The organism is Allorhizocola rhizosphaerae (assembly GCF_003426775.1).
GTDB lineage: Bacteria > Actinomycetota > Actinomycetes > Mycobacteriales > Micromonosporaceae > Allorhizocola > Allorhizocola rhizosphaerae.
In genome coordinates this window covers 1-14,581 of the sequence record NZ_QJUG01000077.1, presented here as the reverse complement: position 1 = coordinate 14,581, position 14,581 = coordinate 1, and the positions used below count along the sequence as shown (strand labels likewise).

Here is a 14,581-nt window from a genome sequence, read left to right as displayed (position 1 = left end):
CTATGCCCAAGTCCGATGCGGCCGAGTACGAGGTCGGTAACAGGACCGTAAGGTTGAGCAGCCCCGACAAGGTTTACTTCCCGGAGCGCGGCTACACCAAGCGTGACGTGTTCGAGTACTACGTGGCGGTGGCCGAGCCGATGCTGCGTGCCATCCATGACCGGCCGACCGCCGTCCAAAGATTTCCCGACGGCATCGACGGAGAAATGTTTTTCCAGAAGAGGGTACCGACCAGAGGCACGCCCGACTGGATCAAGACCGCGGAGATCGAGTTCCCGAGCGGGCGGAAGGCGCACGAGCTGTGCCCGGACGAGCCGGCGCACCTGGCCTGGTCGGCGCAGATGAGCGCGGTCGTGTTCCACCCGTGGCCGGTCCGGGTCCCGCGCACACACCACCCTGACGAGCTGCGCATCGACCTCGACCCGCAACCCGGCACCGACTTCGCCGACGCCGCCCGGGTCGCCAAGGATCACCTGCGCGAGGTGCTCGCCGAGGCGGGCCTGACGGGCTACGTCAAGACGTCGGGCGGGCGCGGGGTGCACGTGTACGTGCGCATCCGTCCGGAGTGGACGTTTATCGACGTGCGCCACGCGGCCATCGCGATCGCGCGCGAGCTCGAAAAGCGCGACCCCGAGGGCGTCACGGCCGCGTGGTGGAAGGAGGAGCGCGGCAGCCGCGTGTTCGTGGACTTCAACCAGATGGCCCGGGACCGCACGATCGCTGCCGCCTATTCGTTGCGCGCCAACGCCCGCGCCACCGTCAGCACGCCCGTCACGTGGGATGAACTGTCCGATGTGGAACCCGACGATTTCGACCTGCGCACCGTGCCCCAGCTGCTGCACAAGCGCGGCGACGCTTGGGAAGGCATGAACGACACGGCGTTCGGCCTGGAGACCGTGCTCGAATGGTGGGCCAAGGACGACCGTGAGATGCCCTATCCGCCGGACTACCCGAAAATGCCCGGCGAGCCACCCCGCGTGCAGCCTAGCAAGATCAACCTGGCCAACTGGGAGACGTCGGAGTAGAGCGGCCGGTCGTGCGGGACCGGCCGCCCGGTCGTCGTCGCCTCCTCGGGTCACCGCGTCGGCGAGTCGGCGCACTGGTGGTGCACGCGTTCACCATTAGGCGGCGGCGTGGCGCCGCGAGCGGTTATCGGCTCGCTTCCGCCAGCCCGAGCTGGCGCATGAACTCGGCCTCGTCATAGTAGACGTGGTGAGATTTGATCTTGCCGTTCTTGACGGTCGCCACATCGACGGAGCGCATCTTGATCTTCTTGCCGGTCGGCTTGACGGTCTCGCCCGTGGGCGTCTTGATCTCCTTGCGATGGGTGCCGATGTAATAACCCTCGTCGGCCGCTCGGTCGCCGGTTTCGAGCTTGCTCACATACTCGTATTTGGCGTCCGGGAAGCCCTCCACGAACATCTTCCACCAGTCGGTGATCTGCTGCTTGCCCTTCATCTCCCCGTCGGGAGACACCACCACGGCATCGTCGGCGTAAAGGTTGACGACGGCGTTGACGTCGTGCGTCTCGGTGACCGCGGCGGTCAGCCGGTCAAGTACCTCACGTGCTTCTCCCATGGTTGTCACCCCCTCAGTGATCATTTTCCTCCGGTGGGCGGCCGGCGCCAGTACATGAACGGGCAGGTAAAAAGGCCGGTTTTGCCGGTCCGGGCCCGTCGGCATGCGGGACTCATAGAGGCGGTCCTATGATTAGCGGCCGGCCGGTGGGGAACGCCCGTCATATGCGCGTATTGGAGAACAAAAGAGTCGCCTTCCTCGCCACCGACGGCGTGGAGGAGATCGAGTACACGGAGCCCCGCGAGGCGGTCGAGAAGGCCGGGGCAATGGTGGAGCTGCTCTCGCCCAAGCCCGGCCAGATCCAGGCGGTCCAGGGGATGGACAAGTCCAAGACCTATCCCGTGGAGCGGCCCGTCAAGCAGGCCAGCCCGGACGACTACGACGCGCTGGTGATTCCCGGCGGCGTGGCCAACCCGGACAAGCTGCGCATGGACCCCGACTCGGTGCGTTTCGTGCGCGCCATGTTCGACGCGGGCAAGCCGGTGGCCGCGATCTGTCACGGCCCGTGGATGCTCGTCGAGGCGGACGTCGTCGACGGGCGCACCGTGACCTCGTACCCGAGCCTCAAACGGGACCTGACCAACGCGGGCGCCCAGTGGGTCGACGAACAGGTGCATGTGGACAGAGGGCTGGTCACCAGCCGCAAGCCGGATGATCTGCCCGCCTTCTGCGACAAGGTAATCGAGGAGATCGCCGAGGGGATCCACAGAAGATAGGCAGGTTTAACGGTCCAGGGCCATGGGGACTTATCGCCCCATGGCTATCTCTCGTTACAGGACGGCCACCGGCGCCGGGACGCTTGTCGCCCTGCTGCTCGTGCTCATCGGGGGAAGTCCGATGTTCGTGCGCTGGGCCAACTCCAGCACCGACGCCAACACGGCGGGCGGCTGGTTCATGCGCCAGTTCGCCTGGCCGGCTTGGAGTTTCGACGAAGACCAGTCGGTGCAGAACGCGTTCGCGGCGGTGCTCAAGGCGATCCTGGTCGTGTTCTTCACGGCGCTTTTCCTTATGCTGCTTACGGGTTCGCAGCTGGCCTCGGTGCGCGGCGGGATCAGCCAGTTGCTCGCCGGGTGGGCCGCGTTCATCTTCGCCGCCGCGCTGGCGGGCCTGATCTCGGCGTTCGTGTTCGCCGGCCCGACCGTGCTCAACGCGTTCCAGCAGGCCGGTGGTGGCGCCGTCTACGGGCTGTTCGTCGGCTGGCTGGTGGGTGCGGCCGCGCTGGGCGGGCGCAGGCCGTAACCGGTGCGGCCGGGCGGATGGCCGCGCCGTTGCCGTGGCATGAGGGTCGATCCGAGCGGGCGGCTGCTCGTGTGCGGCCACGAAGGCGGCGTTCCTTGCGGCGCAGGGCCAGGGCGCCGTTCACGATCAGCGCAGTAGAGTTGCCGGGTGCACATCGACCCCGCCCGGCTTGAAGTGTGCCTCGACGTGCTCAAGCAGGTCGAGGCACTCCCGCATGACCACCCCGACGCCGTCCGCGTGCGCCGCGCCACGGCCTCCGTTTTCAAGGCCGTCAAGCAGGAGCGCCGCCGCATGGCCCGCGAAGCCGTGCTGGCCAACGACGACGCCGTGACGTCGGCCACCGCGACCGGCGCGCCGGGCCGCATCGACGACGAGACCGCCGGGATCCCGCTCGTTTCGCGTGCCGAGGGGGCGACCGCGGGCGTTTTGCAGAGGCCCCGCGCCTGCTACATCTGCAAGGAGCGATACACGCTCGTCGACGCGTTCTATCACCAGCTGTGCCCCGACTGCGCCAAGCTCAACCACGCCAAGCGCGACGCCCGCACCGACCTGACCGGCAAGCGGGCCCTGCTCACCGGCGGCCGGGCGAAGATCGGGATGTATATCGCGCTTCGTCTGCTGCGCGACGGCGCGCACACGACCATCACCACGCGCTTCCCCAACGACGCGATCCGCCGCTTCCAGGCGCAGCCCGACAGCGCCGACTGGATGCACCGGCTGCGCATCGTGGGCATCGACCTTCGTGATCCGGCTCAGGTCATCGCGCTGGCCGACGACGTGTCCGGGCACGGTCCGCTGGACATCCTGATCAACAACGCGTGCCAGACAGTGCGGCGCAGTCCGGGCGCCTACGCGGCGCTCATCGCGGGTGAGGCCGACCAGATCGAGGGGCCCGAGGTGGTGCGCTTCGGCCACTACACGGGCGAGAGCCCGGCCATCGCGGCCATCCAGTCCATGCCGCACCCGGCCGACGTGACCGCGCTCGCGCTGCGCGCTCGTTCGACCGCGATCGATGCGGGCGGGCTCATCCCCGACCTCGACGCGACCAACTCGTGGGTGCAGGTCGTCGACGAGGTCGATCCGATCGAGCTGCTCGAAGTGCAGCTGTGCAACATGACCGCCCCGTTCATCCTGGTGAGCCGGTTGCGCGCGGCGATGCGCAACGCACCGGCCAGACGCAAATACGTGGTGAACGTTTCGGCGATGGAGGGCCAGTTCAGCCGGGGCTACAAGGGACCGGGCCACCCGCACACCAACATGGCCAAGGCCGCGCTCAACATGCTCACCCGCACCAGCTCGCGTGAGATGTTCGAGAGCGACGGCATCCTGATGACCGCCGTCGACACGGGCTGGATCACCGACGAGCGGCCGCACCCGACGAAGATGCGCCTGGCGGAGTCCGGGTTCCATGCGCCGCTCGACCTCGTGGACGGCGCGGCCCGGGTCTACGATCCGATCGTGCGCGGTGAGGCGGGCGAAGACGTGTTCGGTTGCTTCCTCAAGGACTACGAGAAGTCGGCCTGGTGAGCCCGCGTGCGCTCGCTCGACATGATCGGCTTCGGCCGGCACGACCCGTGCGCCCGCTGGATCGACGGTGCGTTCTGGCTCGCGGCCCGCACCCCGAACGGGCCGGGCACGATCGCGTTTCGCCGCACGGGCGGGACCGAGACGTATGGGCCGGGCGGGGACTGGCTCGCTGAGCGGGCCCCGGGCATGCTCGGGCTGGAGGACGATCTCACGGGCTTCGACCCGTCGCCGCATCCGCTGGTCCAGCGGCTCGCACACGAACATCAGGGTGTGCGCTTTCCCGGTACCAGATTGATATTTCATAGGCTTTTGAGAAACATCTGCGAGCAGAAGGTCACCGGCACGGAGGCCTACCGCGGATACTCGGCAATAGTGCGGCACTTCAAGGAACGTGCGCCCGGCCCGCGCGACGACCTCCTGCTGCCGCCGGAGCCGGAGCGGGTCGCGGCAACGCCCTACTACGTGTTCCATCCGCTCGGCGTGGAGCAGAAGCGAGCCGACGCGATCCGGCGCGCGGCGTTCGAGATGCCGCGCCTGCAGCAGTGCCAGACCAGCGAGGAGCTCACCAAGCGGCTCGTGTCGATCCCGGGGATCGGCCCGTGGACCGCTTCGGAGGTGGTCCGGGTGGTGTTCGGCGACCCCGATGCGGTCAGCGTGGGCGACTTCCACCTCAAAAACATCGTGAGCTGGGCGCTGGCCGGTGAGCCGCGCGGCACCGACGAGCGCATGCTCGAATTGCTGGAGCCGTTTCGTGGTCACCGCGGCCGGGTGATCCTGCTGCTGGAGGCGGCAGGCATCGGCGCACCCCGATATGGCCCGCGTATGCCGATCCGCGAGTTCAAGACGTGGTGAAATGGGCTCATGACCTTCACGCTTGCCCCGCCGATCGAGCCCATGCTCGCCAAGGCCGTGCCTGAGCTGCCGATCGCCGAGGGCATGAGCTACGAGCCCAAGTGGGACGGCTTCCGCTGCATCATCTTCCGCGACGGCGACGACGTCGAGCTCGGCAGCCGCACCGAGAAGGCGATGACGCGATACTTCCCCGAAGTGGTCGAGCAGGTGCGGGCGCAGTTCCCGGCGCGCTGCGTGGTCGACGCCGAGCTCGTGGTCATCCGGCGCGACGCGGGCAAGCTGCCGCGCCTGGATTTCGAGCTGCTGGGGCAGCGCATCCACCCGGCCGACTCCCGGGTGCGGAAGCTGTCCGTGGAGACGCCGGCGGACATCATCTGCTTCGATCTCTTGGCGCTCGACGCGGACCTCACCGGCCTGCCGTTCGCGCAACGCCGCGCCCGTCTGGAGCAGATCCTGGCCGACGCGGGTCCGCCGGTGCACCTGACGCCGGCGACCACCGACCCGGCCCAGGCCTTGCGCTGGTTCGAGGAGTTCGAGGGCGCGGGCCTCGACGGCCTCATCGCCAAGCTGCCCGACACGCTTTACGAGCCCGGCAAGCGACTCATGTACAAGGTGAAGCACGCCCGCACGGCCGACGCCGTCGTGGCCGGGTTCCGCTGGCACAAACAGGGCGAGGGGATCGTGGGCTCGCTCGTGCTCGGCCTCTACGACAAGCACGGCACGCTGCACCACGTGGGCGTGAGTTCGTCGTTTTCCATGCAGCGCAGGCGGGAGCTGGTCGACGAGATCGCGCCGTATCGCGACCCGGCCACGCATCCGTGGCTGGGGTCCACTGTGGAGGGTCAGCGCCTGCCGGGTGCGCCCAGCCGCTGGAGCGGCACCAAGAACCTGGAGTTCATTCCGCTGGAGCCCAAGCTCGTGGTCGAGGTGGCCTACGATGCCATGGAGGGCGATCGATTTCGGCACACCGCGCAGTTCAAGCGCTGGCGGCCCGACCGCGAGCCGGGGTCGTGCACCTACGACCAGCTTGAGCGCCCGCTCAGCTTGAGCGTGGACGACGTGCTCGGCCCGGCGGCTCGCTAGAGGAGGCCGCGCGGCTTGCAGTCGATCGCGGCGGGCGGGGGGCCGAGGCGAGACGAGACGCGGCCACGAGACACAGCCCGGCGGCTCGCTAGAGGAAGCCGCGAGGAAGACCAGACGCGGCCGCGAGACACAGCCACTGTCGGATAGGCTCGCGAACGTGAGGTTTCTTGCCCCTCTTGTCGCTGTGCTGCTCACGCTCGGCGGGTGCTGCCTGCCGATACCCCCGCTCGGTGGGCCGGCGCGCGAGTCGCAGCCCGATCCGGGCTGGACCAACTGCAACTCGGACGCACGTGGCGTGCTGGGGCGGGTACCGTCCGGATTCTCCTTCTCCTGCCGCAAGGTCGCGGTGCCGCAGGATTGGAACCACCGTGACAACGGGAAGACCTTTGAAATCTCGGTGATCCGGGCGCGAGCGAGCGATCAGCGCGACCGGATCGGGTCGCTGCTGGTCAACCCGGGCGGGCCGGGCGGCTCGGGGTTCGACCTGGCGGTCTATCTGACGCAGGGGCTCCCCGCGGAGATCACGCGGCGGTTCGACATCGTGGGCTTCGATCCGCGCGGGGTGGGGCGCTCGTCGCCGGTCGAGTGCTACACGAGCCAAGACATGGACGCTTCGTTTGGCGCCGACCCGGATCCCGTGTCGCAGCAGGCATTCGACGAGATCGTCGCGCTCACGCAGCGCATGGTCCAAGGATGCGCCGCCAAATACAGCGACCGGCTCCCGCTGTATTCGACCGAGCAGGCGGCGCATGACATCGACCGCATCCGCGAGGTCGTGGGCGACCCGAAGCTCACCTATCTCGGCTACTCCTACGGCACGCTGCTCGGCGCGACCTACGCCCAGCTTTACCCGCAGAAGATCCGGGCACTGGTGCTCGACGGCGCGGTCGATCCGACGGTGAGTTCGGTCGAGTCGTCGGAGAGCCAGGCGATGGGCTTCGAGCGCGCGTTCAACAACTTCGCCGCGTGGTGCGATGACAACCGCAGCCGGTGCCGGCTCGACGGCGACGCACGCGCGGTGGTGGAGAAGCTCATCGAGCAGGCCTACGACAACCCGATCTCGCACAAGGACGGGCGCGAGGCCACACCGGGCTGGATCCTATGGGCCGTTATCTCCGCAATGTATACGAAGGACCGTTGGCCGGATCTCGGGACGGCGCTCGCCGAGCTGTCGGCCGGCGACACGGACGGCGTGTTCGGGCTCGCCGACGCCTACGCCGACCGCAACCCCAACGGCGACTACACCAACCTGTTCGACGCCAACGCGGCGGTCAACTGCGCCGACGAGGCCAACCCGGTGACGGTCGAGCGCATCCGTTCCCTGCAAAGCGAATGGCGCCAAAAGTATCCACTGTTCGGCGCGCCCCTGGCGATTTCGTTGATGACGTGTGCGGTGTGGCCGGCGGCGCGCGACCCTTATCCGACGGGCCGGGCCGAGGGTGCGCCGCCGATTCTCGTGGTGGGCACGAAGGGTGACCCTGCCACGCCATACGAGCAAACCCCCAAATTGGCTGCGATGCTGGGGGTGGGCGTCGTGCTGACGTGGGACGGTGAGGGGCACACCGCCTATCCGGAGACTCGCTGCATCACCGCGGCCGTCAACCGGTACCTGATAAATCTTGAGACGCCCAAGGAGGGCACGGTCTGCCCGGCGGCATAGGCAGACATTTCCCAACTCTGATATATAGTTCACTCATGGCCGCCAGGCCCCTGTCTGTGGCGGTTCATTCGAGGCACAGACTGATCGGTGAGGCACTGGCCATGTGCCTGTCCACCGAGCCGGATTTTGTAGTAGCTGGGCATACACATGACTGGGCCCAGCTAACGGCCCTCTGTCGCCTCAGGCGACCGGAGGTCCTCGTCATCGATGTATCCACCGATGTCGAAGGTGCGGTGATCGGGCTGCGCAGCCTCACGCAGCGCTGGCCCACGCTGAGTGTAGTGATAATTACCGATGGTGTGGGGCCGGCCTGCCATGCCAAGTTCGCCGGTTGCGGCGCGCAGCTGTTCGTGTCGTACGAACGCGGCTACGCCGCGCTCATCGCCGTGCTGCAGGAACACCTCACCCAGCGGCCCAGCCTGAACCACTCGGCCCGGCAGGCCCGGCTGACCGACCGCGAGCTGGCCGTGCTGCGCCTGGTCGGCGCGGGCCTGACCGTACCCGAGATCGCCAAGCTGCTCGGGATCGGCGCGCGCGGCGTCGAAAACCACAAGCGCCGGATCTTCGCCAAGCTCGGCGCGCACAGCCAGGCCCTGGCTGTCAGCAGTGTGGCCAACATGGGCCTGCTCGACCCGCGGCCGCACCCCATGGCGTCCGATATGGACCTCAGCCGGCGCGAGCAGGAATTGCTGCGCCTGGCCGCGCATGGGGCGAGCATGCGCCAGATGGCCAACAGCCTCGGCGTCGCGCCCAAGACCGTGGAAAGCCAGCTGTCCCGGCTCTACCGCAAACTCGGTGTCCACAACAGAGCGGCGGCGGTGGCAGTCGCCCACGCGTTCGGTCTGGTGCCCGAGGACGATGTCCCTTAAGGGATTCGCGTTCCCTTAATGGTTATCCGTTCCTGTCGTCCGATGAACATGTGGCCATAGCCTGCGGTTGTTTTGAACATTCCCAAACTCCAATATAGGAGGGGAAGTGAAATCCAACAGGAGGCTCAGCATCGCGCTGTCCCTGCTCCTGGGGTTGCCATTGGTCATCGTCGGGAACAGCCCGGCCACCGCGGCGGTGCCCTTCGAGATCCAGTCGCTCAACGGCAGCGGCAACAACCGCGCCAACCCCACCTGGGGGCAGGCCGACCTGCCGTACTCGCGCGTGACGGCCGCCCGTTACGCCGACGGCAGGAGCCAGCCGGTGACCGGGCCCAATTCCCGGGCGGTCAGCAACCGCGTCTTCAACGACGTCGCCCAGAACCTGTTCTCCGAACGCAACGTGACGCAATGGGGCTTCACCTGGGGACAATTCCTGGACCACACCTTCGGCCTGCGGCTTGGCCGGGCGCCCGGTGACCCGGCGGGCGAGGCGATGAACATCCCGTTCAACGCCAACGACCCGCTGGAAGAGTTCGAGAACACGCTTGGGTTCATCCCGTTTGTGCGGTCGACTGCCGCCGACGGCACGGGCGTGAACAACCCGCGGCAACAGGTCAACACGGTGAGTTCGTATGTTGACGCGGCCGCGGTCTACGGTCCCGACACCACGCGGCTGACCTGGCTGCGTGATAGTGCGCGGATGTTCCTGCCCGGCGGATACCTGCCCCGGCGCGACTCGCGCGGCGATCCCTCGGCCGCGCCCGTGATGGAGGTCGACGGGCTGCTGCGGGCCACGCCCAACCGCGCGGCCGTGGCCGGAGACGTGCGCGCCAACGAAAACATCGCCCTCACCGCGACGCACACGCTGTTTGCTCGCGAGCACAACCGGATCGTCAACCTGCTGCCGTCGACACTGTCCGCTGAGGACAGATTCCAGATCGCGCGGCGGGTCGTCATCGCGGAACAGCAATACATCACGTACCACGAGTTCCTTCCCGCGTTGGGCGTGCACCTGGCTCCGTACACGGGATACAGGTCGAATGTCGACGCGACGCTGTCCAACGAGTTCGCGACGGTCGGATATCGGGCGCACAGCATGATCCACGGTGAGATCGAGCTGGAGACCGAGGTCGCCCGCTACTCCCAGGCAACCCTGGATTCCTTCGAGGCACAAGGACTTGAGCTCGCCATCGACGGCGACGACATCGAGATCGCCGTGCCGCTGAACGTGGCGTTCTTCAACCCCAACCTGGTCGAGCAGCTTCAGCTCGGCCCGCTGCTGCAGGGCATTGGCCTGGAGGCGCAGTACAGCAACGACGAGCAGATCGACAACCAGTTGAGAAGCGTTCTTTTCCAGGTACCGGTTCCAGGCAACCCTGAATGCCTCGACGGTCCCACGCTGCCGGAGTGCTTCCGTGGCGTCGTGGATCTGGGAGCCATCGACATCGAACGCGGGCGCGACCACGGCATGCCGTCATACAACCAGTTGCGCCAGGCCTACGGGCTGTCCGCCAAGACGTCGTTCACGGCGATCACGGGCGAGGCCACCGACCAGTTCCCGGCGGGCAGCGGGATCGACAACCCGAACAGCCTGGACTTCCTGCAGCTGTTCAACTTCGGCGGGGACCCGGTCGAGCTGGGCAGCCCGGAGGCCGAAAGCGACCCGACGCGCGGCGTGCGGCGGGCCACCATCGCGGCCAAGCTGCGGGCGATCTACGGCAACGTGAACAATATCGATGCCTTCACTGGAATGATCGCCGAACAGCACCTACCGGGCGCCGACATGGGCGAGCTGCAGCTGGCGATCTGGAAGCGGGAGTTCGAGCGGCTGCGCGATGGCGACCGGTTCTTCTTCGCCAACGACCCCGGCCTTTCGTCCATCCGGTCCACTTATGGCATCGATTTCCGGCGCAACCTCGGCGACATCATCGCGCTCAACACCGACATCCCGCGCGAGGAGTTGAACGGCAACGTGTTCCTCGTCAGTGATGCCCCGTCGGCGCGATGTGAGGTGGACTTCGGCTTCACTACGGTGTGGAACGGCGGATACCAGGTCATCGCGACCGTCACCAACCTCACCGGCAACACTGTCAACGGCTGGACGCTGCGCTGGAAGAATCCCAGCGGCCAGAGCGTCACGCTGCTGTGGGATGGGGTGGTCAGCCAAAGCGGGCCGAATGTGACGGTCACCAACCCGCCCGGCTACAACCAGAGCATCTCACCGGGCGGCACAAGACAATTCGGCTTCAACGGCAGCTGGGACAACGCCGTCAACCCCGAACCAGCCAGCTTCACCCTCAACAACATGCCCTGCTTCGTCATCACCTAGCCCTCTCTTCGGCGTCGCCGCCCCGCGTCGCCGCCCCGCGTCGCCTTATTTCGAGTCTCCGCCCTGCGTCGATCATGAACTCACGTCCATGCTCGACGGCGTGTCGTGACGGTAACTTCATGATCAACGCGTCGTGTGTCGTGCCGTGTGTATCGCTCAGCGCGGCACACGACGCCGCCTCGCCAGCACGAAGACCCCCACCCCGAGCAGCGCGATGATCGCCCCGCTCGCAGCGATCGTTGCCGTGCGCGCCCCGGTGACAGGCAGCCCACCGCATCCCGATGGCGTGGTGTAGGTGTGCGTCGCGACCGTCCGATCCGGGTCGCCCTCCATGCGTCCACCGGCGCTCACCACGACCGTGGCGCCCCGCACGTCCTCGGTCTTCGACTCGCCCAGAGCCAGTAGGACCAAATGCCGTACGCCGTCGGCGTCGATCCAGTACTCGCGGATGTCGGCGAGACTCGTGATGGTCACGGACGTGCCGGCGCAGGTGTCCACGAACGACACTGCGGTCTTCCAAGGGCTCGCACACGCGGCAGGCGTGCGGTAGGTGTGCGTGGCAAACTCGGTTTCCGTGCCGGGCGGGGTCAGAAGCTTGAGCGTGATGGCCGTGCCTTCGGCTACGCCGGTAATCTGCTGCACGGCGGTCGAGTTGCCCCGCACCCACACGGGCGGCACGGCCGTCTGTCCGTGGAAGGCGCCCCAGCGTTGAATGCCTGACGCGGTGCTGGTCACGTCGGCGCGCACGCCGTAGCAGTGATCGGTGAACCGGACCGACAGGCTGCTTGTCCCGCAACCGGTGGGTGCGCGGTAGACGTGCCCGGCGTAGAAGGCACGTTCGCCACCCCGCAGGTCCATATAGACGCCAATCACCGCGTTGTCGGGGACGCCGTCGGCGTAGTAGTAGGTCGGTCCCGCGGGGACCGTATGCGGCGTGCCGTTCACCGTCACGATGAATCCTGCCGCAGCCGTGGCGACGGCGCGGTTCGTGCCGAACCAATCGATGAAAACCCCGCCGAAGCAGAAATCGTCGAAGGTCGGCGTCGCGCCGGACCCGCTCGAACAGTTGGCGGGATCGGAGTAGCGGTGGGTGACCTCCGGCGCGCCGCCGATCGCTACTCCTACACTGAGTCCTTCGTGCGCGCCGATAGTGAACGTGCCGCCGGCAAGCGGGAAGCCGCCGACCGGTTTGCCGTCGCGGCTGATCCTGACGTCCGCTCCGGCCGGAGCATCGGTGGTGACGGTGACACCACCGCACACGTTGGTGAATCGCGCACTCGGCGCCGCCGCGCCGGCCGCGGGCGCCGCACCCGACACGACAGTCGCGATCAGCGCTCCCGCCACGATCCATTTCGCCACCGCGCGAGTCTCGCGCCCGCCCGATGCCGTGTCGATCCGACTTTCGGCCGAATCAGCGTTGGCTTGCCCGCACCAGCCCGCGGTGCAACAGTTTCGGGTCGCCGAGCAGTTGCCGCAGGCGCTTTTCCAGACCCGCGATGGGCACGAGGTTTTGCGGCGCGCGTGGGTCCTTATAGGACACCGACGCGAACCGGGGGATGGTCACGGCGGACAGGTCGGCCAGGCCGATCGCGACGTGCTCGGGCAGCTCGGTGGAGCACTCGACGCGCACCATGCCGGCCCAAGGCGACCCACCACCGCCGGGCAGCCGCAGATACCACGTCAGGCGCTCATAAACCCCGGCGATGCGGAAGATGGGCGTGCGCTGCCCCGGCCGCAGCGATGTGGCGACCCGGCTCAGAGCATCGGGGAGATACTGCTTCTGCTGCGTCTTGACGTAGCCGAGCGTGCGCGGCAGCGCGTCCCGGCTGCGCAGCGGACCGTCCACAATCAACAGATCGTCGTCGGCCCGTGCCGCCGCCGACACCGTGATTTCCAGCTCGATGAGCGACCGCTGCACGGCGTTGGCCAGATCGCTCTCGTCGGCGCCGATGATGGATTCGGTACGGTACAGGGCCGGAGTGCTGCCCACATCGGACACTTCATCGGCCGACGTGAAGATGGTGCGCTGCACCTTGGCGTCGGCCAGCTTGGCCGCGCCCGGCGTGCACTCGACCACCCCGGCAGCATAGGAGCAGGCCAGCCCGGGGTGCTCGCCGATCCAGATCCGCGCGTCGGTGCGGCGAACGCCGTCGACGAGCAGCACCCGGCGCGGCGCGGCCACCGCGGACGGCGGATCCATCGCGCGCCACCGCTTGGCGTCCAGCTCGATGTCGGTGTCGAGCTTGGCGCTGCTCGACTCGCCCGGACCCCCTTCCGCCTCACGGCTCGCCCCATAAGTCGGACTCCACGCATCGACATGAAATCTCATCGGCCACCGCCGCTCCGTGCGCCGCTCTCCCGCGCCCCGCCGCCCCGGACGCCATCGCTCCGCGCCCCGCCGCCCCGGACGCCATCGCTCGGCGTGCCGAAGTTCCAGGCACCGCCGTCCCGCGCGTCAGAACTCCGCGCCCCGCCGCTCCAGGCGCCACCGCGCAGCTCGACGCCGCTCCGCGCCTCACGGCTATGCGCGGTGAGGCTCCCCGTCGCCTCGCGATGACGTCCCGGGTGATTTCGCGGCAATACCGATGTCCTCGCAAGCTCGGCCATGTATATGTTCTAACCTATACGTTCCACTCGCGCGCTTCGAGCATCCTTGGTAATTTCGAAGCGCACCGGGATCCGCTCGGCCAGCCCGGCCACGTGGGTCACCACACCGACCATCCGATTCCCTGATGCCGCAAGGTTTTCCAGCGTCGCGGCGACAGTGTCCAAGGTGGACGCGTCGAGCGTCCCGAATCCCTCGTCCAACATGATCGACTCTAGGCTCGCGCTGGACGACATGCCCCCGAGCTGGTCGGCGAGCGCGAGCGCCAGGGCGAGCGAGGCCTGGAAGGTCTCGCCGCCTGACAATGTCCTGACAGTACGCCGCAGGCCCGCGTCGTGATGGTCGACCACGAAGAACTCGCGCTCGTCGTGGATCAGGTCGTATTGCCCGCCCGTCAGCTCGCGCAGGATGCCCGACGCCCCGCTGACGAGTGCCTCCAGTGCCTCCTGCAGCAGCCACGCCTCGAAGTTGTTGGCCCGCAAGTGGTTTGCCAACGCGGTCGCGACCAGCTTCTCGGCCTCCACCTCCGCCCGCTGCCGGCGCAGCGCATCGGCCTGCGCACGCGCCTTGAGGATCTGCTCGCGCGAGGCGCTCGCCCGCTCCATGGCCACGGCCGCCGCCTGCCGATGCTGTCCGGGCGCCGGCTTGGCCAGGCTCACGTCGGTGAACAGCCGGTCGAGCGCCCCGCTCACCTCGGCCACCCGTGCCCGCGCACCGTCCAGTTGCGACCGCACCTTGTCGCGCTGCTTCTCGGTGTCGGCGGCCTGCGTCGCGGCCCATTCGGCCAGCGCCCGCCAGGCCACACCCAGGTCGTCGCGGTCGGCGCTCGGCGGGCCCAG

The 14,581-nt window shown here is 67.8% G+C and carries 13 protein-coding genes; 9 read left to right on the top strand and 4 right to left on the bottom strand.

The genetic code is table 11. The features are described 5' to 3' along the window. Positions 1–2 precede the first annotated feature (2 nt). Positions 3–1,025: a non-homologous end-joining DNA ligase gene (gene ligD, locus DM816_RS18200; protein ID WP_117211441.1), complete on the top strand. Its 1,023-nt coding sequence runs from the start codon at positions 3–5 to the stop codon at positions 1,023–1,025. A 124-nt stretch (positions 1,026–1,149) separates the two neighbouring features. Here ligD and DM816_RS18195 read toward each other — a convergent pair whose 3' ends face one another. Beyond that, positions 1,150–1,578 carry an ester cyclase gene (locus DM816_RS18195; RefSeq protein ID WP_117211464.1) on the bottom strand — a complete coding sequence of 143 codons (429 nt, stop codon included), beginning with the start codon at positions 1,576–1,578 and terminating at the stop codon, positions 1,150–1,152. Between the two features lie 164 nt (positions 1,579–1,742). Here DM816_RS18195 and DM816_RS18190 point away from each other — a divergent pair, with 164 nt between their 5' ends. The 8 genes from DM816_RS18190 to DM816_RS18155 all read left to right on the top strand — a co-directional run bounded on the left by DM816_RS18190 (position 1,743) and on the right by DM816_RS18155 (position 11,137). Continuing rightward, positions 1,743–2,294 carry a type 1 glutamine amidotransferase domain-containing protein gene (locus DM816_RS18190; RefSeq protein ID WP_117211440.1) on the top strand — a complete coding sequence of 184 codons (552 nt, stop codon included), beginning with the start codon at positions 1,743–1,745 and terminating at the stop codon, positions 2,292–2,294. Positions 2,295–2,334: 40 nt separating this feature from the next. Beyond that, entirely contained in the window at positions 2,335–2,817 is a 483-nt protein-coding gene (locus tag DM816_RS18185) for a hypothetical protein (protein WP_117211439.1), read from the top strand. 147 nt (positions 2,818–2,964) lie between these two features. After that, complete coding sequence (locus tag DM816_RS18180; protein WP_117211438.1) at positions 2,965–4,344, top strand: SDR family oxidoreductase; 1,380 nt, start codon at positions 2,965–2,967, stop codon at positions 4,342–4,344. Between the two features lie 21 nt (positions 4,345–4,365). Further along, positions 4,366–5,196, top strand: coding sequence for a DNA-3-methyladenine glycosylase family protein (locus DM816_RS18175; RefSeq protein ID WP_117211463.1), 831 nt, complete (start codon positions 4,366–4,368; stop codon positions 5,194–5,196). A gap of 9 nt (positions 5,197–5,205) precedes the next feature. Further along, entirely contained in the window at positions 5,206–6,279 is a 1,074-nt protein-coding gene (locus DM816_RS18170) for an ATP-dependent DNA ligase (protein WP_117211437.1), read from the top strand. Between the two features lie 157 nt (positions 6,280–6,436). Next, a complete protein-coding gene (locus tag DM816_RS18165) occupies positions 6,437–7,939 on the top strand; it encodes an alpha/beta hydrolase (protein ID WP_170318837.1) in 1,503 nt (500 codons plus the stop codon). A gap of 281 nt (positions 7,940–8,220) precedes the next feature. Then, entirely contained in the window at positions 8,221–8,808 is a 588-nt protein-coding gene (locus DM816_RS18160) for a helix-turn-helix domain-containing protein (protein WP_162907591.1), read from the top strand. Between the two features lie 106 nt (positions 8,809–8,914). Beyond that, entirely contained in the window at positions 8,915–11,137 is a 2,223-nt protein-coding gene (locus tag DM816_RS18155; RefSeq protein ID WP_246002021.1) for a peroxidase family protein, read from the top strand. 156 nt (positions 11,138–11,293) lie between these two features. Here the strand turns inward: DM816_RS18155 and DM816_RS18150 are convergent, their stop codons facing one another. The 3 genes from DM816_RS18150 to DM816_RS18140 form a co-directional block, all read right to left on the bottom strand. Further along, positions 11,294–12,496 (bottom strand): LPXTG cell wall anchor domain-containing protein, encoded by a 1,203-nt coding sequence (locus DM816_RS18150; RefSeq protein WP_117211433.1) that lies wholly within the window; start codon positions 12,494–12,496, stop codon positions 11,294–11,296. 52 nt (positions 12,497–12,548) lie between these two features. After that, a complete protein-coding gene (locus DM816_RS18145; protein ID WP_117211432.1) occupies positions 12,549–13,466 on the bottom strand; it encodes a hypothetical protein in 918 nt (305 codons plus the stop codon). Positions 13,467–13,753: 287 nt separating this feature from the next. Next, a partial coding sequence (locus DM816_RS18140; protein ID WP_162907590.1) for an AAA family ATPase occupies positions 13,754–14,581 on the bottom strand: 828 nt, incomplete at its 5' end.